Annotated in this window: 20 protein-coding genes; 11 read left to right on the top strand and 9 right to left on the bottom strand. The window is 42.6% G+C overall.

The window, feature by feature from the left end; all coding sequences use genetic code 11:
• The first annotated feature begins 3 nt into the window (after positions 1-3).
• The 5 genes from MUN53_RS12150 (at position 4) to MUN53_RS12130 (ending at position 7810) form a co-directional block, all read left to right on the top strand.
• The gene (locus MUN53_RS12150) at positions 4-3156 is read left to right on the top strand and encodes an efflux RND transporter permease subunit (protein WP_243325678.1); all 3153 of its coding nucleotides are present in this window, start codon (positions 4-6) and stop codon (positions 3154-3156) included.
• A 7-nt stretch (positions 3157-3163) separates the two neighbouring features.
• Entirely contained in the window at positions 3164-4450 is a 1287-nt protein-coding gene (locus MUN53_RS12145; protein ID WP_243325677.1) for a TolC family protein, read from the top strand.
• A 293-nt stretch (positions 4451-4743) separates the two neighbouring features.
• Positions 4744-4896: a hypothetical protein gene (locus MUN53_RS12140; RefSeq protein WP_243325676.1), complete on the top strand. Its 153-nt coding sequence runs from the start codon at positions 4744-4746 to the stop codon at positions 4894-4896.
• A gap of 209 nt (positions 4897-5105) precedes the next feature.
• Positions 5106-6797, top strand: a complete 1692-nt coding sequence (locus tag MUN53_RS12135) for a tetratricopeptide repeat protein (protein ID WP_022456539.1) — start codon at positions 5106-5108, stop codon at positions 6795-6797.
• A 68-nt stretch (positions 6798-6865) separates the two neighbouring features.
• Entirely contained in the window at positions 6866-7810 is a 945-nt protein-coding gene (locus MUN53_RS12130) for a DMT family transporter (protein ID WP_243325674.1), read from the top strand.
• Between the two features lie 16 nt (positions 7811-7826).
• Here MUN53_RS12130 and MUN53_RS12125 read toward each other — a convergent pair whose 3' ends face one another.
• The gene (locus tag MUN53_RS12125) at positions 7827-10037 is read right to left on the bottom strand and encodes a trypsin-like peptidase domain-containing protein (RefSeq protein WP_243325672.1); all 2211 of its coding nucleotides are present in this window, start codon (positions 10035-10037) and stop codon (positions 7827-7829) included.
• A gap of 176 nt (positions 10038-10213) precedes the next feature.
• Positions 10214-12439: a polyribonucleotide nucleotidyltransferase gene (gene pnp, locus MUN53_RS12120; protein WP_022456542.1), complete on the bottom strand. Its 2226-nt coding sequence runs from the start codon at positions 12437-12439 to the stop codon at positions 10214-10216.
• Positions 12440-12638: 199 nt separating this feature from the next.
• Here pnp and MUN53_RS12115 point away from each other — a divergent pair, with 199 nt between their 5' ends.
• From MUN53_RS12115 to MUN53_RS12105, 3 genes are all read left to right on the top strand, one after another.
• Positions 12639-13790: a TlpA disulfide reductase family protein gene (locus MUN53_RS12115; protein ID WP_243325669.1), complete on the top strand. Its 1152-nt coding sequence runs from the start codon at positions 12639-12641 to the stop codon at positions 13788-13790.
• A gap of 221 nt (positions 13791-14011) precedes the next feature.
• Positions 14012-14482, top strand: coding sequence for a transcription elongation factor GreA (gene greA / locus MUN53_RS12110; protein WP_022456544.1), 471 nt, complete (start codon positions 14012-14014; stop codon positions 14480-14482).
• Between the two features lie 11 nt (positions 14483-14493).
• Positions 14494-14889, top strand: a complete 396-nt coding sequence (locus tag MUN53_RS12105) for an HIT family protein (protein ID WP_022456545.1) — start codon at positions 14494-14496, stop codon at positions 14887-14889.
• A gap of 299 nt (positions 14890-15188) precedes the next feature.
• On the opposite strand, the gene MUN53_RS12100 is transcribed toward MUN53_RS12105, so the two are convergent.
• Complete coding sequence (locus tag MUN53_RS12100; RefSeq protein WP_243325667.1) at positions 15189-16289, bottom strand: PspC domain-containing protein; 1101 nt, start codon at positions 16287-16289, stop codon at positions 15189-15191.
• Positions 16290-16295: 6 nt separating this feature from the next.
• Complete coding sequence (locus MUN53_RS12095; protein WP_022456547.1) at positions 16296-16622, bottom strand: PadR family transcriptional regulator; 327 nt, start codon at positions 16620-16622, stop codon at positions 16296-16298.
• Positions 16623-17174: 552 nt separating this feature from the next.
• Here MUN53_RS12095 and MUN53_RS12090 point away from each other — a divergent pair.
• The 3 genes from MUN53_RS12090 to MUN53_RS12080 all read left to right on the top strand — a co-directional run bounded on the left by MUN53_RS12090 (position 17175) and on the right by MUN53_RS12080 (position 20395).
• Positions 17175-18986 (top strand): AMP-dependent synthetase/ligase, encoded by a 1812-nt coding sequence (locus MUN53_RS12090; protein ID WP_022456548.1) that lies wholly within the window; start codon positions 17175-17177, stop codon positions 18984-18986.
• Positions 18987-19159: 173 nt separating this feature from the next.
• Positions 19160-19642, top strand: coding sequence for a porin family protein (locus tag MUN53_RS12085; protein ID WP_243325665.1), 483 nt, complete (start codon positions 19160-19162; stop codon positions 19640-19642).
• A 255-nt stretch (positions 19643-19897) separates the two neighbouring features.
• The gene (locus MUN53_RS12080; protein ID WP_022456550.1) at positions 19898-20395 is read left to right on the top strand and encodes a C40 family peptidase; all 498 of its coding nucleotides are present in this window, start codon (positions 19898-19900) and stop codon (positions 20393-20395) included.
• Between the two features lie 101 nt (positions 20396-20496).
• Here the strand turns inward: MUN53_RS12080 and MUN53_RS12075 are convergent, their stop codons facing one another.
• The 5 genes from MUN53_RS12075 to MUN53_RS12055 all read right to left on the bottom strand — a co-directional run bounded on the left by MUN53_RS12075 (position 20497) and on the right by MUN53_RS12055 (position 26542).
• Positions 20497-21381 carry a hydroxypyruvate isomerase family protein gene (locus MUN53_RS12075; RefSeq protein ID WP_243325663.1) on the bottom strand — a complete coding sequence of 295 codons (885 nt, stop codon included), beginning with the start codon at positions 21379-21381 and terminating at the stop codon, positions 20497-20499.
• A 31-nt stretch (positions 21382-21412) separates the two neighbouring features.
• The gene (locus MUN53_RS12070; RefSeq protein WP_243325661.1) at positions 21413-22333 is read right to left on the bottom strand and encodes a Ppx/GppA phosphatase family protein; all 921 of its coding nucleotides are present in this window, start codon (positions 22331-22333) and stop codon (positions 21413-21415) included.
• Between the two features lies 1 nt (position 22334).
• A complete protein-coding gene (locus MUN53_RS12065; RefSeq protein WP_243325659.1) occupies positions 22335-24413 on the bottom strand; it encodes an RNA degradosome polyphosphate kinase in 2079 nt (692 codons plus the stop codon).
• Positions 24414-24620: 207 nt separating this feature from the next.
• Complete coding sequence (locus tag MUN53_RS12060) at positions 24621-25733, bottom strand: glycosyltransferase family protein (protein ID WP_243325657.1); 1113 nt, start codon at positions 25731-25733, stop codon at positions 24621-24623.
• Positions 25730-26542 carry a UDP-2,3-diacylglucosamine diphosphatase gene (locus MUN53_RS12055; RefSeq protein ID WP_243325654.1) on the bottom strand — a complete coding sequence of 271 codons (813 nt, stop codon included), beginning with the start codon at positions 26540-26542 and terminating at the stop codon, positions 25730-25732. The genes MUN53_RS12060 and MUN53_RS12055 overlap by 4 nt, the downstream gene beginning before the upstream one ends.
• Positions 26543-26775: the final 233 nt, after the last annotated feature.

Genomic DNA, 26775 nt, shown 5'->3' with positions numbered 1-26775 from the left:
ACCATGAAATTGAGTAAATACTTTATCAAGCGACCGACTCTGTTCTGGTCGTTGATGGTGGCTATTATTCTTGGTGGAATTTATTCCTACAGTAAGATGCCGAAACTGGAAGATCCGGAAATCAGTATCAAGCAGGCAAATGTTGTGGTATTGTATCCGGGTGCTTCGGCCCATGAAGTAGAACTGGAAGCCGTCGCTGTATTGGAAGAAGCCCTACGTTCCATGCCGGAGGTGAATTATATCTCAAGTGAATCGTCGAATGGCATGGGCCTGGTAACGGTAGAGATGAAAATGACGGTTCCCGAAAGTCAGGTACAACAATACTGGGATTTGTTACGTCGGAAAGTCAATGATGTCTCTGCCATGCTACCCAGTGGTTGTAGCACACCGATGGTGATTGATGATGTGTCGGATGTATATGGTATGTTCTATGCCTTAAAAGCCGAGGGTTATGACAACCGTGAAATGACAACCTATGCAGAATACCTTCGTCGGAATCTGCTGGGAGTAAACGGTGTCAAGCGAGTCACTTTATTTGGTAGCCGGGATGAATGTATCAATATTACATTGCCCAAAGAAAACCTGGCCCGCAACGGAATGACGGCTACCCAAATCATGACAGGTATTGATGCTGCCCACAAAACCGTTGAAGCCGGAAAGTATGAAGCCGGGAATAACCGGATACAACTTCGGGTGAGCGAACAGCTTAAAGATGAAAAAGACATCGAGAATCTGCTGATCAAGACAATGACCGGCGAACAGATCAGACTGGGCGATATTGCTCAGGTAGAACGTGGGTATTTGGAACCACAGAACAATGGATTTTGGGTAGATGGAAAGCCGGCAATTGCGATTCTGTTATCTACCGAACCTGGTGTCAACGTAACCGAAGTCGGAAAAAGGGTGGAAGCTCGTATGGCTGAACTGATGACGACCCTTCCCGCCGGTTTTGAATCGGAAAAGATTTTCTTTCAACCCGACAAGGTAAACAAGGCGATCGATTCCTTTTTGGTCAACCTGATCGAATCGGTTCTGATCGTTGTCTTTGCCTTAGTCTTTACTATGGGTTTCCGAAGCGGATTGATTATCGGCTCCGGCTTGATACTGACGATTGCAGCTTCCTTCCCGGTTCTGTTGATGTTGGGTACGACCTTACAACGAATTTCATTGGGAGCCTTTATCATCGCTATGGGAATGCTGGTAGATAATGCCATTGTCATCCTGGATGGTATCTTGATTGATAAGCGTCGCGGACTGGCACCCAAAAAGTATCTGTTCAATATCTGCCGGAAAACAGTCTGGCCTTTGTTGGGTGCAACGCTGATTGCTTCCTCCACCTTTTTATGTGTCTTTCTGGCGAAAGGTTCTGCCAGCGAATATGCTCATGACTTGTTTCTCGTCTTGTGTGTCAGTCTGCTGATCAGTTGGTTACTGGCGATGACACAAGTTCCTATGTTTGCCAAGAGTTTTCTGCCACCGCGTATCAAAGAGCATCCGCAGGGACAGGACGAAGTATTGAACAAGCCTATCCATCGTTTTGTACGGAAAATGACGTCTTTTCTGGTAGATCATAAGAAAGTGACACTGGCCGTATCGGTTTCTTTATTGCTTTTGGCTGGCTGGTCATTCCGCTATGTGAAGAACTTGTATTTTCCCGACTTCGATTACAATCAGTTTGTTGTGGAATACTGGATGCCTTCGCAGACAAATCCGGAAAAGGTTCGTCACGACTTGCTGGAGATAACCGACCGACTGAAAGAGAAGTATCCGCAGATACAACGGATTACAGCCAGTCAAGGGAGTGCTCCAGCCCGTTATTGCCTGGTCCGTCCGATGACCAATGGTGGAGATTGTTACGGAGAACTATTGGTTGACTGTGAAGATTTCAATACTTGCAGTGAGATTATCCCGAGTCTGAGGGCGTTCTTACGGGCCGAATATCCGGATGCTTATATCCGTACCCGTCGTTACAACTTCTCAATCAGTACTTCGCACACTGTTGAAGTCCAGTTTAAAGGTCCGGACCCGGCAGTTCTACGTCGCCTAAGTGCCGAAGCAGAACAGATCATGCGGGAAGCCCAATCAGTAGATCCGTATTCAGTTCAGAACAACTGGAAAGAACGAAACAAGAGTCTGGTGGCTTATTATCAGCAAATGGACGGACGCCGGACCGGTATTAACCGAAGTGATGTAGGGAATGCGTTAATGGCGGCAACAGATGGTTTGACAGTAGGAGCTTTACACGATAAGGATAAGATAGTCCGGATTAATCTGCAAATCCGGAATGCCGATGGCAGTAAGATCCAAGATCTGAATGATGTTCCTGTCTGGACTATGATGCCGAATATCAATCTGTCGGATAATGACATGAAGGTTTTGCTCAGTGGTGGGATGAAGGCTTCGGATGTAGAAAACGAGCTATTCAAAAGTTCACCGCTGAGTAATGTAACGAAAGACTTGGATCTTGCCTGGGAAGAAGGAACGGTATATCGCTATGACTGTATGCGTGCTATCGAAGCGGAATGCGATCCGGATTACGATAATGGCTCTTCTCCGGTGAAAGTACAGAAGGAAATACAGGAAAAGATCGAGTCGATTCCATTACCTCCGGGATATTCGATGCGTTGGATGGGAGAAATCAAACAGCAGGCCGAATCGAATGAGGCATTGGCTGATTATTATCCGCTGACTCTGATCATTGTCCTGACAGTTCTGCTGCTGCTTTTCAACGACTGGCGCAAGGTGATCCTGATCCTGATTTGCCTGCCTTTCGTAATCGTGGGTGTAGCTCCGGCTTTGATTGCCACCGGCTTGCCGTTTACCTTCATGGCAACCATCGGAATGGCCGGTTTGATGGGTATGATGATCAAGAACTCGATCGTACTGGTTGATGAAATCAATCGTTTGATGACGGAAGAAGGACTACATCCGTATCATGCCATCATCCAGGCAACGGTTGCCCGTGCCAACCCGGTAATCATGGCATCGGCTACAACGATTGTCGGTATGTTGCCCTTGGTTTCTGATCCGATGTACGGCTCGATGGCGGTATCTATCATGGCAGGTCTGACGATGGGTACGATCATTACCCTGATGTTATTACCCGTATTTTACGCAATATTCTTTAAAGTGACAAAACCTCAAACAGAGGAGTAATACAAACATGAAAAAGTTTCTTATATATATTATAGGTATAGGATGTTTCCTATCTCCGTTCCGCACGTGGGGACAAGCACGTTTGGAAATATCCAACGAAGTTTGTCGCCAAATGGCTTGCGAATCCAATAAGTCACTGCAAGTGGCAGACAACAATCAATTGAATGCAGAGATCGAGAAACAATTGGCTAAATCCAATTTCTTTCCGGATGTGAGCGGCATGGCCGGAACTTTCTACTCACCCAAGGAATACACCATCCAGGAAGGAGTCAATTTAAGCATGAAAGGTGTTTATCTGGCCGGCATATCTGTTTCTCAACCGATTTATACCGGTGGTAAGATACGAGCCGGTTACCAATCGGCTCGTATCGGGGCAGAAATGAGCCAGTTGAACCGGCAGAAAGAAACAGCCGATGTAGTAGCCGATGCCGACGAAGCCTACTGGCTGTATGTATCCGTTTGCCAAAAGGTAAAGTTGCTCGAAGATTATAAACGACAAATGGATGAGCTTTTACAACAGACACAGGTAAGCGTAGACGTGGAAATGGCGACCCGCAACGACTTGCTGACCATCGAAAGTGAAAAAAGCCAGATAGAATACCAGCTGAAACGGGCATTAACCGGGAAAGAACTCGCCCGATTGGCCTTGTGTCAAAAAATCGGCGTCCCGTTTGATACAGACGTTATCCCGACTGATACTACGATTGTGGTAGAAGAACTGACACCGGCCATCCTGGATTCCGACTTTTCTTCTCGTCCCGAATTAAAACTGTTGGAAAAAAACATCCAGTTGAAAGAACAAAACATCAAGATCTCCAGAGCCTCCTATCTACCATCCATCGGTTTTAGTGCCGGCTATTCTTACTACGGAGGTTTTAAAGTAGGAGATATAACAAACTCGGATGGTGTTGGGACTTTGATGCTCTCGGCCAGTATTCCCCTCTATCACTTCGGAGAAAATTACAGGAAAGTAAAGAAAGCCAAGGTAGAGGCGACCAATAGCCGGTTACTGTTCGAACACAACAAAGAATTGATGGCTATCGAAGTAGAGCAGCAGAAGCGCAGCCTGATTGATGCCTATCAACTGATTGAGACGGCACAGAAAGCTTTAGCCCAAGCCCAAGAAGCTTTACGGATTACACGGTTGAATTATCAAGAACAAATGAAGACTTTGGTCGATTTGCTGGATGCGCAGACACGCTGGCAGGAAGCCTACAGCCATCTCATCGAAGCACAGACCAATTACAAGATACAAGAAACGGCTTATCTCAAGTCGTTGGGGCGTTTATCGTGAGGTTGACAGAGAAAAGGTGTTGAGAATAAACGCAGCTACTTGATACCTCTTTTATCGCTCGCTCACCGGATGTGAATTTCGTGGGTAGCATTTTTCCGACTCCAGTGTTTCTTTCCCAAGCAAGCACTGGAGTTTTTTCATGCGGAATAATATACTCCAAATACAGAATCGGATACGGTGAAGTACAAATCCCGTTACAAATTAATTTTTTGACAGCTGTCGAAAAGCTTTTCCATATACGTGCTAAAGTTTTACTACATATATAGAAAAGCTTTAGCACATCTGTCAAAAATATGAAAGAAAACGAAGATCTGGTTTTAATGACCTATCATCCGGATACGAAACAAAGAAAAAAAGAAGATGATGAAAATCCGATTTTTATGGCTAAAGAACATTTTTTACCGCAAAAATCGTCTACATTAAAAAAAATTAGGGTATTTTTGTGAGCTCATTGTAAAGATGTGTCCGTTGATAAAAAGGCAGAGAAAGACAAAAATGTAGTTATCAATTTATTAATAAGTCTTAATCCGCACGATTTTATCACCTACAAGTTACAATGTAAAGAAAAATACTTTAGTTTTGCACCTTAATAATGAAAGGTTTATTGAATTGAAGTAAAAAAGAATCATTATAACATTTTAAACTTACAGTAATTATGAACAAAAAGTTTTTATTGCCATTCTTTTTATTGGCAGCAATTCTGGCTTTTTCTTCTTGTTCTAACAAGTTGAAACCGCTGGCAGAAGAGTACATTAAGGCTGAGCCTCAACCTCTGGAAGCTATCGGTGGTAAAGTTCCTGTAACCATCAATGCTACTATCCCGGCTAAATGGTTTAACAAGAAAGCTGTTGTAACTATCACTCCGGTATTGCGTTATCAGGGTGGTGAAGCTTGGGGAACTGCTTACACTTACCAAGGTGAAAAAGTAAAAGGCAACAACCAGGTTATCCCTTACAAAGAAGGTGCAAACGTAACAATGAAATCTTCTTTCACTTACAAACCTGAAATGAAGAAATCTGAATTGTTCCTGACTTTCGATGCAAAGATCAAAAACAAAACAGTTAAATTGCCGGATGTAAAGATCGGTGAAGGCGTATTGGCTACTTCAGCTTTGGCTGATGCTGCTACTGCTAACGCTGCTATCGCAGCCGACAAATTCCAGCGTATCATCAAAGAAGCTCACGATGCAAGCATCATGTTCTTGATCCAGCAGGCTGAACTTCGTTCAAAAGAATTGAAGAAAGATGAAATCTCTGACTGGAAAGACTTGGTTAAGAACGCTGACGAAGCTCCTAACCAGAATGTAGCTATCGAAATCCAGGCTTATGCTTCTCCTGATGGTGGTGTTGAACTGAACACAGGTTTGGCTGAAAGACGTGAAAAGAATACAGACAAATATTTGGCTAAGGAATTGAAGAAGATGAAAGTTGACGTTCCTGTAGATGCTAAATATACTGCTCAGGACTGGGAAGGATTCCAGGAATTGGTTTCTAAATCAAACATCCAGGATAAGGATTTGGTTTTGCGTGTATTGTCTATGTATAGCGATCCTGAACAACGCGAACAGGAAATCAAGAACATCTCTTCTGTATTCAGCACATTGGCTGACGAAATCCTGCCGCAGTTGCGTCGTTCTCGTTTGGTTGCTAACATCGAAATCATCGGTAAGTCTGATGACGAAATCTCGGCTTTGGCTAAGAACGATCCGAAGGCTTTGAACGTAGAAGAAATTCTGTACGCTGCTACATTGACTAACAACGATGCTGAAAAGACAGCTATCTATAACAAAGCTTCTGAATTGTATCCGAACGACTATCGTACTTGGAACAACGTTGGTATGATGGCATTCCGCGCAGGTGATTTAGCTAAGGCTGAACAAATGTTCAACAAAGCTAACTCTGTTAAGAATAATCCGGAAGCTAACATGAACTTAGGTTTGATCGCTTTGACTAAGGGTGACCAAGCTAAGGCTCAGCAGTTGTTCGGTAGCGCTTCTGGTGTTGCTGAATTAAGCGAAGCTCTGGGTGTTCTGTACTTGGAACAAGGCGAATGGGCTAAGGCTGCTAATTCATTTGGTTCAGTTAAGTCTAACAACGCTGCTTTGGCTCAGATCTTGACAAAAGATTACAACAAAGCTTCTCAGACTTTGAACGCTGTTCCTAATCCTGATGCTATCACTTCTTATTTGAAGGCTATCGTTGCTGCTCGTACAAACGATGCTAACGGTGTAGTAAGCAACTTGAAGGCTGCTATCGCTAAAGATGGTTCTTTGAAGAAAGAAGCTGCTATCGATTTGGAATTTGCTAAATATGCAACAAACTCTGATTTCGCTGCATTGGTAAAATAATTGAGATTATTCAGTAATCATTTAATAGTAAAAGGTCCTTCTTCGGAGGGACCTTTTCTTGTATTTATATGACAACAAAAGAAGTAAAAGGACACGCCGCTATGTTTGGAGCGGAATTGATGTGGGGACTGATGGCGCCTGTTGGAAAGTTTGTTCTCTCGGGTGCGCTCTTGTCGCCTTTGGTTTTAACCGATTGCCGGATGTTCGGAGCTGCACTTCTGTTTTGGTTGGTTTCATTCTTTACCAAACAGGAACATGTCAACCATAAAGATATGCTTTCCCTATTCTTCGCATCCATGCTGGGCATTGTCTTTAACCAAGGTTCATATATCTTCGGACTAAGCATGACCTCTCCTATCAATGCCTCGATTGTAACAACCAGTTCGCCGATTCTGACGATGATCATTGCCGCCTTATATTTACGTGAACCGGTTACCGGCAAGAAACTGATTGGCGTATTCATGGGAGCAACCGGCGCATTGCTCCTTATCTTCAGCGGACAACAAGTGCAAAATTCCAGCCAGTCAGGAAACATCTGGGGCGATTTGCTCTGCCTGTTTGCCCAATTCTGTTTTGCCTGTTACCTGGTTTTCTACAAAGGACTGATCTCTCGCTACTCTCCTATCACACTGATGAAATGGATGTTTACCTATGCCTCCGTTTGCATGATACCATTTTCGTACAACGAACTGGTAAAAACAGACTGGATGGCTATGGACTATAAACTGATAGGCGGTATCTTCATGGTTGTCTTCTGTGCAACCTTTATCAGCTACCTGTTGGTTCCTATCGGACAACGTACCTTACGCCCGACCGTAACCAGCATGTATAACTATGTACAGCCTATTGTAGCCAGTATCGTTGCGGTTATTTGGGGAATGGACCAGTTCAACCTGCTAAAGGTAATTGCCGTAATTCTGGTCTTTACCGGTGTCTTTTTCGTTACGCAAAGCCGTAGCCGCGCCGATCTGGAAGCCTACGAGAAACAAAAGAAAGCAGCACAGGAAGAATAATCTTCCGGCTGCATCTTTAAAAGACGATTTTACGTGTAATGATCTGATCGCCTTGTTGGATGGAAAGCAAATATATTCCGCTTGAAATATAAGGATAACTCCAGGTTGATTGTGCCTCCTGAATCATCTGAGAGTCGATAATTTTCCCGGCGAAATCAACCAACCGATAATGCGCTCCTGAAGGATTTTCCGGAAAGATCAAATCAATTCTTTTATCTTTCCGCATCACATTCACCTGTATATCCAGTTCTGAAGCCAACAATTCATTACCGGTAGTTTTTGTATAATAAGAAACAACGGGATCGATAAACAAAGCCGTATTGAATCCAATACCTGAAGCTTGTGACGCTTCTATCCATTCTTCTCCTTGCTTTATCCAGGCACTGTTTTGTGTCATTTCTCCTTTTTGAATGTTATAGGTACAGAAATTAACCTCGTTGTTGATACGATATCCAACAAAGAAACTACTGCCGACCTCTACAGGTGTATCAAATGCGATGAAATGTTCTTGTGAACGATACAATGGTTTACTTGTTTCTCCGGACGTACTGCCATCAGTATATTGCAAAATCGGATTGAATTTCTTCGTAGCAACCAACGTCTCTGGTTTATCTTTACCCGTATACAGACAAATATCTACGTCTAATGTATTTCTTCCCGAAAAACTGGGAGTCACCAAATAGCAACCATACACATGTGCGGCAGCCGAAGTCGTATATTGCTCTGCGTATTCTTTTGAGGAACCGTTGAGACCAAACAAATAAGTCTCGTCAGACTGGCTTGTTTCAATCAGATCATATTTGCCGTTCTCTATTACATGACTTAACCGAAAAGCAGGAGAAGCAGCATACGGATCCATACCGTCACAAAGTCGGTCTGTCCGGTTCGGAGCTAACCAAGACTTTAATTGATGTTCACTTTCTTCATTGGCTTCCCACGAATAATATAAGGAGTAAAAATAGTCATTGTAAGGAAAATAACAGTAAGATCTGCCCCCGGTAAGCGCACCCAGAATGCGATTGTCTCCGTCTAGTAAAGGAGAACCGGACGAACCTTCAGCTGTACTTCCTTGTGTCCACTCCGGCACATGCCAGAAACTATTGGAAGCAAAATTGTATCCGCTATCCTTGAAGCTATCCAATTGAACCTTTTCTGCCAGACTAAAACGTTTGGTCGCTCCTCCTGGATGCTGAATACAGGCATAAGTACCCGAAGAAGAGGTTGTCGCATTCCACCCTGCATAGTAAGGACGATAATATATAGGTGGTATTTCTGTCAATTCCAGCAAAGCCATATCCGTACTCTCGTTAATAGCCCGGCAATAAGTTGAGACCATCGACATCTCTTCCGTTCCCCGCATCGGAGATTCGCAACTCGGACTATTATAATTGAAGAAGGCAATAATCTTGCCGGCTATTTCTTCGTAATCCGGATTCTTTAAGATAAAGTCTTCATTCAGGCAATGCGAAGCCGTCAATAAATAAGGTTTCCCGTCTTGATTTGTATTATTGATAAGTGATCCCGTACAATAATAGACACCATCCACGATGAGTTCAACCACACTCCGTCCGACTTCCTGATAAGGATCACCATCCGGCAAAGAACAAATCAGAGGAAGAATACAAGCATAGCCGCTAGGTTCGCTAGTAGGTTCGGTAACCCTTTGTATTGAACGGTAACCATGGTTTACTTCTCCTATTCTTAACTTTCCATGAAAAACGCTGTTCGCCGGCTCCTGATATTCAATGATAAGTTCCTCTCCGTAAATAGGAGAAACAGGCAGTATCCGACGCTCGGAATTATTCTGACTGGTAAAACTTCCTTTCACCTGTTTTTGTTCCGGATCATAGATGAAAAGACTTGCTCCTTCAGGCAATTCGTATTCCGTGAACAGCAAATTCAAAGAAACAGCACCGGCAGAACGAATTCCAAGTCTCCAAACACGTGTTCCGTCTGCCAAAGTATAAGTTACACCAGCATTTTCAGGTGTAAAATCAGTGATAAACTTATAGGCAAACCGATTGGAATTTCGCAATCCGTTGTATTCCATGGAATCCAAACGAAGTTGTTCCTCCAAGTCAAAAGAAGGCATGGATTCAAATAAGTTTTCTTCTGCTGATCGCGTCAAGAGATAAGGTAATGGTTTCCCACCATGACTGATTTGAGCGAATACGGGAGTTATGAAAAGGCAAGATATAATACTAAAGAAAACAATAACGGTCTTCATGGATGATGAATTGATGTAAGATTGTAAACTGAATAACCCAAACAAAGATATAACGTATCCCTATAAATAAAAAGTACGCCTTCCAACAAGTGAATGGCGTACTTTTTAAGGATGAAGAGCCTGATTTCCTATTATCGCATCGGTCTCTTCTTATTTATTCCTCTGATAGAGGATGTTTAACCCTGATTATGTTGACGCTCGGGACGCGGACCATGATTGTTGTTACGAGGTCCTTTTTCTTGGCGTTGCGCACGTTCACTTCTGGGAGCTCTTTCTTCAAAGCCTTCCGGTTTAGGCAGCAAAGCTTTGTGAGACAACTTGAACTTTCCTGTCTTCGGATCGATATCCAACAGCTTCACTGTAATTGTATCGCCTTCCTTCAAACCAGCCTGTTCAACTGTTTCCAAACGTCTCCAGTCAATTTCTGAGATGTGCAGCAAACCATCTTTACCCGGCATGAATTCTACGAAAGCACCATACGGCATGATAGAAGAAATCTTTCCTTCGTAAACTTCACCGATTTCCGGTACAGCAACAATTGACTTGATAGCACGCATAGCTGCATCAATCACTTCTTTATTGCTAGCAGAGATTTCAACTTTACCTACGCCATCAACTTCTTCAATAGAAATAGTTGCACCCGTCTTTTCCTGAATACCCTGAATAATCTTACCGCCCGGGCCAATAATAGCACCGATAAATTCTTTAGCTACCGTCAATGTTTCGATACGCGGAGCATGAGGTTTCAAATCAGCACGTGTTTCCGGTTGAGCTTCTGTAATCTTATTCAAGATATACATACGGCCTTCACGAGCCTGCGCTAAAGCGTTTTCCAGAATTTCGTATGACAAACCGTCTACCTTGATATCCATCTGGGTAGCAGTAATACCATCTTTTGTACCTGTAACCTTGAAGTCCATATCTCCCAAGTGGTCTTCATCACCCAAGATATCTGACAAGATTGCATAATTAGTTCCATGATTTTCTGAAATCAATCCCATAGCAATACCAGAAACCGGCTTCTTCATTGGTACACCGGCATCACGTAAAGCCAATGTTCCGGCACATACAGTTGCCATAGAAGAAGATCCATTTGATTCCAAGATATCAGACATAACACGAACAACATATGGATAGTCTTCCGGAATCATCCGTTTCAATGCACGCCAAGCCAAGTGACCATGACCAATCTCACGGCGACCAACGCCACGCTGTGCTTTCGCTTCTCCGGTAGAGAATGGTGGGAAATTATAGTGCAATAAGAAACGTTCTTTGTCGTGAACCAAAACGTCGTCGATAATCTTCTCGTCATCTTTGGTTCCTAATGTTACAGTTGACAAAGACTGAGTCTCACCACGTGTAAAGATAGCTGAACCATGAGGACCAGGCAAACAATCTGTTTCAATCCAGATCGGACGAATCTCTGTAGTCTTACGACCATCCAAACGTTTTCCTTCATCCAAGATAGCACGACGCATAGCTTCCTTCTCAACATCGTGATAGTAACGGTCGATCATACCGACTTTCTCTTCAGTCAGTTCTTCTTCCGTAAACTGAGACTTATATTCTTCAACGATTGCGTCGAAAGCTTCAGCACGCTGATGCTTGTCTGTACCTGAAGTAGCTACGGCATAAGCCTTAGCATAACATTTATCATGTACATCCTTACGCAAATCATCATCGTTTACTTCATGACAATATTCACGTTTTACAGTTTTGCCACAAGCTTCCATCAATTCCATTTGAGCCTGGCACTGTACCTTGATTGCTTCGTGAGCTGCCTTGATAGCATCAAGCATTTCAGACTCCTGAACTTCGTTCATTTCGCCTTCCACCATCATGATGTTATCCAAAGTGGCACCTACCATAATATCGATGTCTGCTTTTTCCAACTGAGAGAATGTCGGGTTGATTACGAACTGGCCATCTACACGAGCAACGCGTACTTCTGAAATCGGGCCATTAAATGGAATATCCGAAACAGCCAATGCAGCTGAAGCGGCCAAACCTGCCAATGCATCCGGCATATCTTCGCCATCAGCAGAGAACAATATAATATTTACATAAACTTCTGCGTGGTAATTGTCGGGGAATAAAGGACGCAAAGCACGGTCAACCAAACGTGCTGTCAAGATTTCGTAGTCAGAAGCTTTTCCTTCTCGCTTAGTAAAGCCTCCTGGAAAACGTCCGAAAGCGGAGAATTTCTCCTTATATTCTACTTGCAGTGGCATGAAATCAACTCCGGGATTGGCATCTTTAGCGGCACAAACAGTTGCCAGCAACACGGTATTGCCCATTCGGACGGTAACTGCACCGTCGGCTTGTTTGGCCAATTTTCCCGTCTCGATGGTGATGGTTCTTCCATCACTCAACTCGATTGTCTTGTTAATTGGATTAAGCATAATCTTATCTTATTTTTTCTCATCTATAAAATTGTCGCAAAGTTAATGAAAGTTTGCCGCTAACCGAATTAAAAAGCTATTAAATAATTGCCTGAATAGAACTTTTCCTATAAAAATAAAGGATAATTTCCGAATTCATAGTGTAAAAGTGTAAAATAATGTATATTTGCAACGAGAAATAGATTAATTATTAGAGAATATGAAAGCTGTAACTCGTTATATTTATTTGTTCTTAGCGCTTTTGTCTGTTACTTCTTGTAAGAAAGATAATAATTTCACGGTTGAAGGTGTCGTTTCAGGAGCAGAAGGACAAATCATGTATTTGGAGAATGTCGGTGTATCATCCGTAAGTATGCTGGATTCTGTGAAATTGAATGCAGCAGGAACATTTGAATTCACTCAACCTCGTCCGGAATATCCAGACTTTTACCGGTTGCGTCTGAAGAATCAGTTGATCAACTTTGCTGTTGACTCTACCGAGACAATCAAGATCTTGGCTGATGCCGGTACATTTGCAACCTCGTATAAAGTAGAAGGCTCGGAAAACTGTAAGGCAATCAAGACAATTACGCTGGCTCAGCTGGATGCGAACCAGGCTATCCAGAAGTTACGCAAGGAATACGAACATAAACACATGGAAGATTCCGTTTACCGGCGTAAAGTATTGGAGGCATCTTCTGCTTACAAAGAAGTGGCTCTAAAGTACATTTTTGGCGCACCGATGTCGACGGTTGCCTATTATGCCTTGTTCCAGCAAGTAGACGGATTGTTATTCTTCGACTTGTATGACAAGAAAGATTCTCAGGCTTACGGAGCCGTAGCCACAAGCTATGATCATTTTTATCCGGAGAATCCGCGTTCGAAACAATTGCATAATCTGGCTCTTCAATCCATCAAGTTTATCCGTGCACAACGGAAGCTGGATCTGTCGGATGTAAAGACAACCGAGATCACGTTCCTGGATATTGAATTGCCGGACTTATACAGCACGCCAATCAAGCTGTCGGAAATATCCAAAGGACGTCCGGTCATTGTAAACTTTACAGCTTATCAGGCAGAATGGTCGCCTGCTCTGAACATGGAATTGAATCGTTTATACACAAAATACAAAGACAACGGACTGCTGATTTATCAGATTTCACTGGATGCCGACAAACACTTCTGGATGAATGCAGCTTCAAACCTTCCTTGGACGTGTGTACGCGATCCGAAAACCGTTTATTCGCAGGTGGCATCTTTGTATAATGTCAAGCAACTGCCGGCTATTTTCATTCTCGACAAGAAAGGAAATATCATCAAACGTTCAGACAATATCAAGCAGTTGGAAAAAGATCTTGAAGCAGCTTTGTAAGCTCTTATATACAGAAAACGTGCCAATTAAGGCAAGTAACGATATGTTATAAAGCAGTCGGTTTAATTGGTGCAATTCAAAAACTTCACTTACATTTGCGAAGTCTTTACATTATAAAATAAGAGTTCCGGTCAAAAGTGATTGGCCGGGATTCTTTTTTTATTGTGTGGTTAGTAAATCGAATATAAACAAAACAAATAAACATTTAAGGAGGAATTATTATGGCGGTTAGCTATATGACAGAAGAAGGTTATAATAAGATTTTAGCCGAAATTAATTATCTGGAAACCGTGAAACGTCCGGAAATCTCAGCTCAGATTGCTGAAGCTCGTGATAAAGGTGACTTGTCTGAAAATGCAGAATACGATGCAGCCAAGGAAGCTCAAGGCATTATGGAAGCCAAACTGGCCCAACTGAAAGGTTTGATTGCCAATGCCCGCCTGATCGACGAATCGCGTGTACAAACAGACGAAGTACAGATCTTGAATAAAGTAAAGATTAAGAATACGAAAAACAATGCAGTCATGACCTATATGTTGGTTTCTGATTCAGAAGCAAACCTGAAAGAAGGCAAGATCGCTATCAGTACACCAATCGCTCAAGGACTGCTGGGTAAGAAAGTGGGTGATATCGTCGAAATCAAAGTACCTTCTGGTATCATGAACTTCGAAATCATGGATATTTCTATTTAATATTTTAGAGTATGGCAACAATATTCAGTAGAATTGTGGCAGGTGAAATTCCTTGCCATAAAATTGCGGAAGACGACGAATTCTTCGCCTTTCTGGATATCAATCCAGTCGCAGTGGGACATACATTGGTTATTCCCAAGAAAGAAGTGGATTATATCTTCGACATCGATGACCCGATGTTAGGACGAATGATGGCTTTTGCCAAACGTGTCGCTCGGGCTTTGGAAACAGCTATCGAGTGCAAACGGGTTGGTTTGGCCGTTATGGGACTTGAAGTTCCTCATGCGCACATTCATTTAATTCCGATTACAAAAGAGTCGGACATGAACTTTTTCGGAAAGAAAAAAGAAATGACACAAGAAGAATTGGCTGCTGTGGCAGAAAAAGTGCGTTTTGTGTATAAATGATCGAATTTATTAGGTAAATACAAATATATTGTGTATATTTGCACTACAAATTAAAATTCATTAGTGGTTTTTACTCATAAAATTTGTTGACCTTAAAAAGGGAAGAGGCCTCTCTGAGAAGATCGGCCTCTTTTTTTATTCCTTCAGTTGTTCCCTATTTCCTCAAACAAATCCGTCATGTTCGAGAAAAGGATTGCCTTTTGCCGCACCAACAGAACACGACAAAAGGCTTGATGTTACCAACAATCCGCTGTTAAAGCCATTTGTTGTCTGATTCTTCTTCGTAACCCTTCTATCCGTTATAGAATATAATAAGAGGTATTCGACCAATCCAATGAGTTCCATCCGTTGATTCCTGTCTGATAGAAATAGATTCCTAACAGGATAAATGAGATAACCCACAGAATGACCAACGTCCATTTACCAGTATCGGGCAGTGGTTTGGTGTGGAACAACGAGGTCGCTATCGCACTTCCGATATAGAATAAAGGAACTCCAAACAACAAGACGCAACCGATACATCCCATAATGACTAACGAACTGGGCGCTCCTAAATACCAATCCATGCCAAACGGTGAAAGATGGTAAAGGACACTCGATCCGCCGACCAGTAAAGCAAAGACGGCTACAAGCATGATCAACACGCCGAATAAAAGTCCCGGCAACAGGATGATTCCGGCCAAAATAACAACGAATTTCAAGATAAAGCCGACTACCTGTACAAAGATATCACCAAGCTTCTGGAAAAAGTTACGGGGCTTTTCCGAGCTTACATAGTCGGAAACGTTGTTACTCACCTTTTCAAATCCATCGGTTACGGTTTTGCCGATGTTTTCTATCGTGACGCTTTCACCACGCATTTCCAGTTTTTCCGTAGCGGTCCGAGCCTGTGGAATAATCAGCCAAAGGACCAGATAAATCGGAATAGTAATTCCGTAATAAAACATCAGCAGGAAGAGAATGATTCGTATTGCCGTTGCATCCCAACCGGTATAGGCTGCAAAACCACCCGCAACACCTCCTAATATCTTATTATCAGGATCACGCATCAAACGCTTGTGTGTATGGGTCTGACTCTGCGCACCCATTTGGGTTGCTGTATCATATATCGTACTTTTATGTTCATCTTGAATTTCTTCCTCGAAGATTTCTTCCGGCTTACCCATCCGTTTGATAACTTCTTCTACCTGCTCGATACTGATTACCTGATAGCCCAAACGAGTCCTTTCCGAGAAAAGTTCAGAGATACGTAACTCGAAGTCGTTCATGATTTCGTCGGATCCTTCTTCTTTCTTAAAATGGATACGCAGGTTACTCAAATATTTGTCGAGGAGCTGATAAGCATCTTCATCTATGTGAAACACCGAACCTCCCAGGTTGATAGTAAGTGTCTTTTTCATATACTGTTAATTGTTTTTTATATGGTTAATCGTATCGTTCAACTGTTGCCATGAGGCTTCCAGTTCCTGAAGGAATTCCTCGCCCGACTCCGTCAGCTGGTAGTACTTCCGAGGTGGTCCTTGCGTAGATTCTATCCATTGATAGCTGAGCAGACCGCTGTTTTTCAAGCGGGTCAGCAGCGGATATAAAGTCCCTTCCACTACAATCAAGCGGGCTTCCTGCAACTTCTGAATAATATCAGAGGTATAAGCCGGCTCTTTCTTCAACAAGAGAAGGATACAATACTCAAGTGTTCCTTTTCTCATCTGTGATTTAACGTTCTCCGCATTCATTGCCTTTTGTTTATGTTGATTTTCAACTTCTTTTTAATTTACTACTGCGAATGTATCAATTTATAATGTACTATGCAATACATACTACTATTATTTAACTATATTTAAGTTGCATTTGATTTCGATCAAGCAATAATCTGGTCGGATTCCAACAGAATAAATAATCGGGAAATCTGTCAACCCGATTTATAAATAAGTAAAACAGCCGGTCAACCAATATGAATGATAAGGAGATCTCCCGAGAATCATATCTGATAGTTATAGGAATTATACCATTTCACCCTTGTGGGACGATCGTTTCACAAGGGTGGAATGATCGTTCCACAGGGGTGAAGAGATCGTTCCACAAAGGTGAAACGATAAAAAATCAAGCAGAACCTCAACAGATAAAAACAGGAAAAGACTGTCTTCCACCTATATTTTATAGGAAAAACCAGTGACATAGGCCTCCATTATTGCACATTTTCAATAATAGTGTGTAATTTTTTAGGAAATATTGGTTTGTGAATAAAGAATAAACTACATTTGCAGCAGAATTAAAAAAAACAAATTATGACTTACTATCACTTTGCCGAGTTGATTCATCGGCAGGCTGCTAAATACGGAAACCGTACAGCTTTGAAATATCGGGATGACGCTACAGGCAAATGGTCAAAGATTTCATGGATCCAGTTTGCAGAGAATGTGCGCCTGACAGCAGAAGCCATGGCCGATAGCGGAATTGGTGTGCAAGAAAACATTGGTATGTATTCACAAAACATGCCTCAGTGTTTATACACAAGCTTCGGTGCCTATGCAAACCGGATTGTAGATATTCCGATGTATGCAACCAGCTCTCCGGCACAAGTTGCCTATATCGTGAAAGACGCCAATATCCATACACTGTTTGTCGGTGAACAGTTACAATACAATAATGCATGGATCGTGCAGAAACAATTGCCGAACATCTTGCGTAAGCTTGTTGTCTTTGATTCGTCGGTTCGTTTGAATCCGGAAGACAAGACTTCAGTTTACTTTGATGACTTCATCCGCCTGGGGAACAATGCACATGCCGAATCGCAGGTAAAGATCCGTACTTCGCAAGCCCGGCCGGAAGATGTGGCTACTATTATATATACGTCTGGTACAACAGGCAATTCAAAAGGCGTAGTATTGACACATGCCAATTATCTGGAAGCTATGCGGACACATGATCTGCGTATCCCGCAAGTGACCGACAAAGACACTTCAATGTGTTTCTTGCCTTTGACGCATATCTTTGAGAAAGGATGGACTTGTGTTTGTCTGATGAAAGGTGTCAAAGTAGCTATTAATCATGATCCGAAACTGATACAAAAGACACTGCCAGAAGTAGCACCTACGACGATGTCGAGCGTGCCGCGTTTTTGGGAAAAAGTCTATATTGGTGTACAAGAGAAGATCCGTACCTCTTCTCCTTCGGCACAAAAGATCTTTAAAGACGCCATTGAGACCGGACGTTTGTATAATCTGGAATATCGCCGGAAAGGCATTAAGCCGCCTTTGTCGCTGAAGCTGAAGTTTGAGTTTTACAACCGTACAGTCTTCACCTTGCTGAAGCGGGTAGTCGGGATTCAAAACGGACGTTTCTTCCCGGTTGCCGGTGCTCCTTTATCCGACAAGGTATTGGAATTCTTATTGTCAGTCAACATTCCTATCCGCTATGGCTACGGATTGAGTGAAACAACGGCTACGGTTTGTTTCTTCCCGGAAGAGAATTATGAAATAGGTTCGTTAGGCGTGCTGCAACCGGATCTACAAGTACGTATTGATCCGTCGAACAACGAAATCTTAGTCAAAGGAAAGACGGTTATGGCAGGATATTACAACCGGCCGGAAGAAAATGCGGCGGCCTTTACCGAAGACGGCTATTTCCGAACAGGCGATGCCGGACGGTTAGAAGGCAATACATTGTATTTCCTGGAACGTATTAAAGATTTGTATAAGACTTCGAACGGTAAATACATCGCTCCGCAGGCCATCGAGTTAAGTATTACAAGTGATCCGTATATAGATCAGGTAGCTGTGATTGGCGACCAGCGGAAGTTTGTCAGTGCTTTGGTTGTACCGAACTATGCTTTGCTAGAAGACTACGCCAAGGAACAACACATCTCCTATTCAACACGGGCAGAATTATTGCAACATGAAATGATTCATAAATTGATTCAGGCACACATCGAAGAGCATCAAAGTGAATTGGCTGCTTTCGAAAAGATCAAACGCTTCACGTTGCTTCCTGCTCCCTTTACGATGGAAAGTGGTGAACTGACTGACACATTGAAGTTACGCCGACGCGTTGTATCCGAACACTATGCAGAACAAATCGAAGCCATGTATGCCGAATAAATAAGTCAGCATAAAAAACAGACAAGACCAGAAAGTTCTCAGACGGGAAAGCCGTTACTGAGAACTTTTTGTTTTTAAACAATTCTCAAAACAATAATAGAAGCCGGTTTTCGTTTTTGAAATAGTCACACAAATAAGTTAATCATATAACACATAAAAGGAGAGTGAAAGAAATGAAGAAAATGATGATGGCAGTCCTTGCCTTAGGCATGGCAACGGCTGCTTCGGCACAAGAAAAAGCCGTTGAGTTAGAGCCGCGAGTAGGAATAAATCTGATTGCTCCGTATGAATCAGGAGAGAACTGCATGTGCGGGTATAATATTGGTACAATGGTTTCCATTCCACTGACCGAACATTTTTATCTGCAACCCGGAATTTCTTTCCTGAGTTGTCACCAGCAATCCAGCAACAATGTCAGTCTATTACATATTCCGGTTTATGCTTCCTATCGGCTTCCGGTGAAAGAAGTGACCTGGCGTTTTAATCTGGGGCCTTATGCACAGCTGGGTAATGACTATGATTTCGGTATTTCTGCCGAAATAGGATTGGAATACAACCGATGGTTTGGCGGTATTCATGCCTATCAAACCGTTATTCCGGATGAAATGTCTGGTATTTTCGGATTATCTTTCGGATACAAGTTCCAGATACGGTAAAACGAATCAAGTCCAACAAGAATAGAGGCACTGTGTGATGTGCCTCTATTCATATCCGAATCGATTACCATTAGCCTTTCTTATCACTTCTTTTCAGAAATAAGAAGAATTGTTTCCTAACAAACCCATTTTTATATCAGTTCGTAAAGAAACTTTAGACTTTCCCAAAAGAAATGAAGATATTTGCCATTAACTAAGCATTCTTGTAACTTTGGATACCGTTTTAAAGATGTATAACTATCAAATTCTGAGAAGATGAAGAGACGACTCTATACATTATTCATTTCGTTATTACTGTCATTTCCGGTAATCCTTTCAGGCTATGCCAACACTTCAAACGATTCGACCAAGATAACAACCGGCAACGATATTGTACAACGGGCCATGAAATATATTGGTGTTCCGTATCGGAGCGGACGAATGAATCCAAAGGTTGGTTTCGATTGTTCCGGATTTACGTCGTATGTCTTCAAGAAAGAAAATATACAGCTTACACATTCTTCCCGTTCACAATTTACGCAAGGCACACAAATATGCGATTGCAAGGAATTACACAAAGGAGATTTGGTATTTTTCAGTGGTTCCCGTAACAGCAGTCAAATTGGACATGTAGGAATTGTAACGGAAGTCAATCATCAGACGGGTTCATTCTCATTCATTCATGCCAGCCGTTCCGGCGTTTGTATTTCTTCCTCTACGGAAGCTTATTATCAAAAGCGCTATGTAGGAGCTTGCCGGGTTTTGGCAGTTTAAAGGTTGATACACGTTTGTAAATTAGTCTGCAAGTTTATCTTACTACAGAATAAGAAAACGGACAATGGGATTTCTTCTTTTACCCATTGTCCGTTTCAGTTTTATACATCACAAATACGGATACATTTCTCTAAAGAGGCAATCTTATCTTTCTGCTTAGGAACAAATTCCTGACCGACAAAACCTTTATAACCGACATCGACCAAAGCTCGCATAATAGCCGGATAATATAATTCCTGTGTCTCATCGATCTCTGCCCGTCCGGGAGAACCGCCCGTATGAATATGAGAGAAATAAGTATGATACTTACGGATATTCTCAATAATGTTACCTTCCATAATCTGCATATGATAAATATCATACAAGAGCTTGAAGTTAGGAGAACCTAACCGACGGCATAATTCAACGCCCCAAACCGTATGATCACACAGATAGTCTTTATGCCCTACGCTATTCAGCAACTCCATGGTCAGTACGACATGATACTTCTCAGCAATAGGGAGCAGACGTTTCAAGCCTTTCTCGCAATTTTCCCAGCCTTGCAGATCCGTCACTCCATTTCTTCGTCCGGCAAAACAGATCAGATTCGTCAATCCGGCTTCGGCAACCATCGGAATGACTTTCTCGTAACTGGCCACCAATTCATCATGCAACTGCGGATCATTGAAACCACGGTCGATACCTAAACCGGCACCTTGCGCCATAGCGACAGTCAATCCATGTTTCTTTACCGTCGGCCAATCTACCGGATCCAATAATTCCACCGACTCAATACCGATGCGTTTGCAAATCTCACAGAACTCATCCAGTGGAATATCTCCAAAACACCATTTACTTACTGAATGATGAATATTTCCTTTCAACGGTTCGCTTGCAGCCGAAGGATTTCCAAGCAGATTTCCTGCCGAAATCAACGGAGTAGCCGAAACCATGGCTCCACCAGCCAAAATAGATTTGATCGCATCTCTTCTTGAAATGTTTCTCATGCTATTCGTTTTATATAGATTAAACAATGATTTATTTGTTTTCCTTCATTTCTTTGGCCTTGTCGGCAGCATATAGATTATCTATAATACCATCCGAAAGTCCGATTTCCGGCACATAGATATAATTCGCATGAATCACTTCGGCGATACATAAGAATATCTCAGAAGCAGGAACAATAACATCAGCCCGGTCTGGCTTCAGATTAAAGGTTTCCATGCGCGCTTCGGGTGTCAGAACTTTCAACTTGTCGTACATATTCTGCAGAGAAGCAATCGGAATCCGTTTCCGCTTCTTGTCTTTCTTCTCGATCAACCGATACAGTTTATTGATATTACCACCGGAACCGATGATATTGATCTCGGCATGATTCTTCGTTACTCGACCAATCTCATCCCGCATCTGATGCCAGGCTGCTTCGGTTACACCACCTGTCAGAATACGAACCGTACCGATATTGAATGACTTGGAATAAACAAGCTTTCCTTCTATCAAGAGATTGATTTCCGTACTACCACCACCAACATCGACATACATATAATTGCCATTCTGGTCTTCCCTGCACTCCACATGATTATTATAAATCATCTGAGCTTCCTCCTGACCATCAATGATCTCAATATTAATACCGGTTGTTTTCCGTATCTTCTTGATAATCGCTTTTCCATTCTTGGCATCACGCATGGCCGAAGTAGCACATGCCCGAAAAGATTCTACCTCATAAATCTTCATCAAGTGACGATAGGCTTTCATCAGGCGACGCATCCGTTCTTCTTTTACCGGACTGATTTCGCCTTTCTCGAACACATCGAAACCCAAACGCAACGGAACGCGCAACAATAATATCTTCGAGAACTTGTCTTCTCCGGTACTTTCCTTTCGTGATACTTTCTTAATCAGCAATCGAACTGCATTGGAACCAATATCGATCGCACCATAACTTTTCGTTTTCATATTATTCGTGTGAATTTTCTTTCGATAAATAATAGTTGTAAAGCGCTTCTTGCGAACGGAACACGCCTTGTTCTTCCTCATCAGGGAACTGATTTTCTCCTGTACCGTCCACAATTCGTCCCTGAAGTGTATCATTCAATCCAAATTCCACAACCTGTTTCAGGTCGGCTTTGATCTCCGGATTATACACAGGCGTGACAACTTCAATTCGGTTATCCAAGTTTCTCGGCATCCAGTCGGCCGAACCGATAAACATCTTCTCGGTTCCTCCTGCTCCAAAGATAAAAATCCGTGAATGTTCCAGATAACGGTCAATGATTCCATGAATACGTAAGTTACCATTCAACTCAGGTAAATCCGTAAACAGAGAACAGTTTCCACGGACAAGTAAATCTACCGGAACTCCTTTCTCTGCCGCCTCATACAGTTTCTTAACCATCACGATATCCGTGATATGATTAATCTTTATCTTGATATAAGCCGGCTTGCCCATTTCCTTATTACGAATCTCATCGTTGATAAGCCGGACAAACTTCTGCTTCATTTCATTCGGAGAAACCAGCAATTCCTTGAAGCGAATCGGCGAATACGGACGTTCGATAAAATCGAATACCGCATTGACATCCCTGACAATCGGTTTGTAGGCCGTCATCAACATATAATCGGTATAAGACCGGGCGTTTCCTTCGTGAAAGTTTCCCGTACTGATACAGGCAATATCATTCCCCGAACGCATGGTTATATGCGTGATTTTGGAATGCACCTTCAATCCTTCCACCCCAAAGATTACATGGATACCGGCATCTTGCATCTTCTTCGACCAGTCAATATTGGAGGCTTCATCGAAACGGGCCAACAGTTCAATGACAACTGTCACCTTTTTACCATTCCGGGCCGCCCCGATCAAGGCTTTAACGACCTTGGAATCTTTAGCCAGACGATAGAGCGTTGTCTTGATGCTTTTCACTTCCTTGCTCACGGCCGCTTCCTGCAGCACCCGTACATACGAGTCAAAGCTATGATAGGGCACATGAATGAAACGGTCTTTCTCCCGAATCAACTTGAAAATACTTTCCGTTCCGGACAATTCCTCTTTCAGGATCGGTGTCCATACCGGATATTTCAGATCTTTCCGCCCACAATCAGGGAACTTCATCAGATCTTTATGGTTATGATATCGGCCTCCGGCCAAGACTGTATCCAATTTATCCAAACATAAGGTAGAAAGAACCTGTTTCAACAACCCTTTCGGCATGGTCGAATCATAGACGACACGCAAAGGCTCTCCGCGTTTACGACTCTTGACTCCTTTAGAAATCTTCTGCAGCATACCGTTCCGCAGGTCGTTGTCGATTTCCATTTCGGCATCGCGTGTAAACTTAAACGAATACGCCTCATAATCTGTAAATTCCTGTCCGCAGAAGATCATGGGCAAACAACAGCGGATTACATCGTCCAAGTACATCAGATAACGTTTCTCACCTGCATCCGGCAGTCGGATAAAACGGCCACACGTATTTACAGGCAATGCCAGGAATGCATACTCCGGCGTGCGTTTCTTTACCTTCTTCCTGAACATTCTTACTGCCAGATATATATTCTCGTCGTTCTCAACATCCAACTGTTTGATGGCAGAGAACCATACCGGAATAACCGCACCGTTCAGATGTTGCATATAGAAGTTCCGGATAAAAGCCAGCTGTTCGTCATCAACCTCATCATCGCGCAAGAGATAGATGTTTTCTTCCTTCAATTTCTTGGTTACTTCTCGGGTAGCATATTCATATTCTTTGGAATATTCGGCATTCAGCTTATTGATTTCTTTCAAGATGGATAAGGCTTCCCGTCTGTTTTTCTGGGCTGCCTTGTCTTCACATTCGGCAATCCGGCTTTGCGAAGCCACACGCACCCGGAAGAATTCATCCAAGTTATTCGAATAAATTCCCAAGAAAGACAAACGCTCCAACAAAGGGACATTGTCTCGACATGCTTCCTGCAAGATCCGACGGTTAAAATACATCCAACTGATGTCTCTTGGCAAATAATTTTTGTTCTCCTTTATTTTCATTACAGCTTTCATATTAATAATTAAATAAAGAAACAAGTTTAGTCTCACCCTATAAAGCTATGGCCTTATAAAGTGGGACTTCGATCTGTTTATGATTGTATCCTTCCGAATAGGAAGCATATCAATGGTAAATAGATACTGAAAACTTGCTAAAGTTATGAATTATATTGATAAAACGTTATTTTTATTGTTACTTTTTGTTCATTATCATCCGTAATTCTATGCCATCCGTACCTGACCGGAAAGATAAGGCAAATCATGCGGCTCGGGTTCTAAGGCATGCAGAATGACATAAGGCGCGCTGTTTACCCAGGTCCGGAATGACGGATTGGGTTTATACTGCCCGGCAAACCGAAGCAGCCTGTCCAGATCGAAATCATCGGAAACAATGCCGGCTCCGCTACGGGCTGCATCTTGCGCATTGCAATCTTGTTCGATATGAGCCGGAACCATCAGAATCGGTTTCCCCAGATACATGGCTTCGCAGACTGATTCAAATCCGGCCGTACTGGCGTAAGCCTTGCATCCGCTCATCTGCTTTAAGAAAGCTTTGTCGTCGAGTGGATGAAAAGACAAGGTTTCATCGATTACTTTTACTTCCTTTTCTCCTTTCCGGTCCCAGAAGAAACGCAACTCCGTCTCCGGACAACGTTGATGCCACGCCATGACATTCTCTGCAAATCCGGCATTAACCATATAGCCATGTATGTAATTGCCGGTTGTAGCCTGCATAGAAAAAACTTCCTTCCGGAGTAATGGCGGCACGATGCAAATACGGTGGTCGTTGTCGTCTTCCATTTTTGTAAATGAAAGAGCCAGTTTCTTGCTTGCGCCCAAGCAAGTCAGTTGGGAAAAAATGTTTAAGAGTTGAATTTCCGCCTTGTTGATCTCCGGAAGATGGAAGTTTTTATGTAAGAATAGATATTGATGTCCAATACAAATTTGTGGTACCTTGATATGATAAAGTGCATAAGTCAAGCCGGTCAGGAGTTCATAGAAGTTAACGACGACTTCTGCCTGCGTTTCCCGAATCCGTTCTTTAATAAAGCGCATACTCTTCAGATAGGTCGGTACTTTCAGCAGATTATACCCTACGCTCCGCAGGATATTGTTCCGCTTGTTGGAAGCCGTTGGTAAGAAATTCGGACTCTCAAACCGACGAATCGGAGCTTGAATGCTTCGCATAAAGAAGTCCGGCAATTGACGGGACTGACTTTTTCCAACCAGGATTTCCACCACTTCATGCCCATTCTTGCGTAAAATCTCTTCCAGCGCCATACATTGCGTCAGATGTCCGCGCCCTTCTCCCTGTACGATAAAGATATATTTCATGAGGCTGATGATATGGATTGGATGGTTGTTCTGTTTTCTTCGGCCAGAGCAGGCTCCATTTCTACGTCTGAATAATAGAGAATGCTCCAGTTGCCGTTCTCGTCTTCTGCCAGTGCCGACATCGTTTCTACCCAGTCGCCCGAATTCAAATAATGAATCTTGCCATAATAGGTATTGTCCGGATGATGGATATGTCCGCAGATAATTCCATCATACTTACGGGCCAAGGCAAAGTCTGACAAGGTTTTCTCGAAATCCGATATATACGAAACCGCCGACTTAACCTTCTGTTTAATCCGCTGTGAAAGCGAGAAATAAGGTTTTCCCCTCCACGTGCGGTATTTGTTGTACCAGCCATTAAACCAAAGTAAAAACGTATAACCCATATCGCCCAAGAGTGCCAGCCATTTCATCTGAGTCGTTACCCGGTCGAAGATATCTCCGTGTGTAACGAAGTACGATTTCCCTTCACTCTTCAATACATAATCTTTTACGATCTGAATATTCGCAAAGCGAATGGGAGCCAGATTATCCAGAAAGTCATCGTGATTTCCACGAACGTAAATCACCTCCGTTCCACATTTCTCCATCAGTTTCATGATAATCTTGAAGAATTGTGTATGTGCCGGCTGCCATTTCCGAGTTCCGTTCTTCTTCATGTGCCAGCCGTCAATGATATCTCCGTTCAGGATGAGTTTATCACAGTTCACCGAGCGAAGCAATTGGCTAACTTCCTCTACTTTCGAGTGAGTTGTTCCCAAATGAATGTCCGAAAGGACGATTGTGCGGTAATGTTTTCGTAAATACATACGTTTTTATATTGATTTACACAAAAGTACGGGCAGGATATTACGGGATTATGTGCTTGATGTGACAATCTCTTTACAACGGGTTTTTCCTGCTTCTCCCATTACCGCATAGCATAAAAGCCATTCAGGGCTGACGCATTACAATCATTTTTTACTGGAATCTATTTTATTACAAGGAGGATTCCAGTCTGCATCAAGTAGTTCTACGAGGAAATCAGAATTCCATCCTGCCA

The sequence above is a fragment of the Parabacteroides faecalis genome, assembly GCF_022809355.1.
GTDB classification, from domain to species: domain Bacteria; phylum Bacteroidota; class Bacteroidia; order Bacteroidales; family Tannerellaceae; genus Parabacteroides; species Parabacteroides faecalis.
Note: the sequence above shows the minus strand (reverse complement) of the source record. Positions and strands in the feature narration are given on the sequence as shown.

Excerpts from the sequence above, each read along its gene's own strand:
- MUN53_RS12150 (WP_243325678.1), top strand. The coding sequence starts at position 4 with ATGAAATTGAGTAAATACTTTATCAAGCGACCGACTCTGTTCTGGTCG.
- MUN53_RS12145 (WP_243325677.1), top strand. The coding sequence starts at position 3,164 with ATGAAAAAGTTTCTTATATATATTATAGGTATAGGATGTTTCCTATCT.
- MUN53_RS12140 (WP_243325676.1), top strand. The coding sequence starts at position 4,744 with ATGAAAGAAAACGAAGATCTGGTTTTAATGACCTATCATCCGGATACG.
- MUN53_RS12135 (WP_022456539.1), top strand. The coding sequence starts at position 5,106 with ATGAACAAAAAGTTTTTATTGCCATTCTTTTTATTGGCAGCAATTCTG.
- MUN53_RS12130 (WP_243325674.1), top strand. The coding sequence starts at position 6,866 with ATGACAACAAAAGAAGTAAAAGGACACGCCGCTATGTTTGGAGCGGAA.
- MUN53_RS12125 (WP_243325672.1), bottom strand. The coding sequence starts at position 10,037 with ATGAAGACCGTTATTGTTTTCTTTAGTATTATATCTTGCCTTTTCATA.
- pnp (WP_022456542.1), bottom strand. The coding sequence starts at position 12,439 with ATGCTTAATCCAATTAACAAGACAATCGAGTTGAGTGATGGAAGAACC.
- MUN53_RS12115 (WP_243325669.1), top strand. The coding sequence starts at position 12,639 with ATGAAAGCTGTAACTCGTTATATTTATTTGTTCTTAGCGCTTTTGTCT.
- greA (WP_022456544.1), top strand. The coding sequence starts at position 14,012 with ATGGCGGTTAGCTATATGACAGAAGAAGGTTATAATAAGATTTTAGCC.
- MUN53_RS12105 (WP_022456545.1), top strand. The coding sequence starts at position 14,494 with ATGGCAACAATATTCAGTAGAATTGTGGCAGGTGAAATTCCTTGCCAT.
- MUN53_RS12100 (WP_243325667.1), bottom strand. The coding sequence starts at position 16,289 with ATGAAAAAGACACTTACTATCAACCTGGGAGGTTCGGTGTTTCACATA.
- MUN53_RS12095 (WP_022456547.1), bottom strand. The coding sequence starts at position 16,622 with ATGAATGCGGAGAACGTTAAATCACAGATGAGAAAAGGAACACTTGAG.
- MUN53_RS12090 (WP_022456548.1), top strand. The coding sequence starts at position 17,175 with ATGACTTACTATCACTTTGCCGAGTTGATTCATCGGCAGGCTGCTAAA.
- MUN53_RS12085 (WP_243325665.1), top strand. The coding sequence starts at position 19,160 with ATGAAGAAAATGATGATGGCAGTCCTTGCCTTAGGCATGGCAACGGCT.
- MUN53_RS12080 (WP_022456550.1), top strand. The coding sequence starts at position 19,898 with ATGAAGAGACGACTCTATACATTATTCATTTCGTTATTACTGTCATTT.
- MUN53_RS12075 (WP_243325663.1), bottom strand. The coding sequence starts at position 21,381 with ATGAGAAACATTTCAAGAAGAGATGCGATCAAATCTATTTTGGCTGGT.
- MUN53_RS12070 (WP_243325661.1), bottom strand. The coding sequence starts at position 22,333 with ATGAAAACGAAAAGTTATGGTGCGATCGATATTGGTTCCAATGCAGTT.
- MUN53_RS12065 (WP_243325659.1), bottom strand. The coding sequence starts at position 24,413 with ATGAAAGCTGTAATGAAAATAAAGGAGAACAAAAATTATTTGCCAAGA.
- MUN53_RS12060 (WP_243325657.1), bottom strand. The coding sequence starts at position 25,733 with ATGAAATATATCTTTATCGTACAGGGAGAAGGGCGCGGACATCTGACG.
- MUN53_RS12055 (WP_243325654.1), bottom strand. The coding sequence starts at position 26,542 with ATGTATTTACGAAAACATTACCGCACAATCGTCCTTTCGGACATTCAT.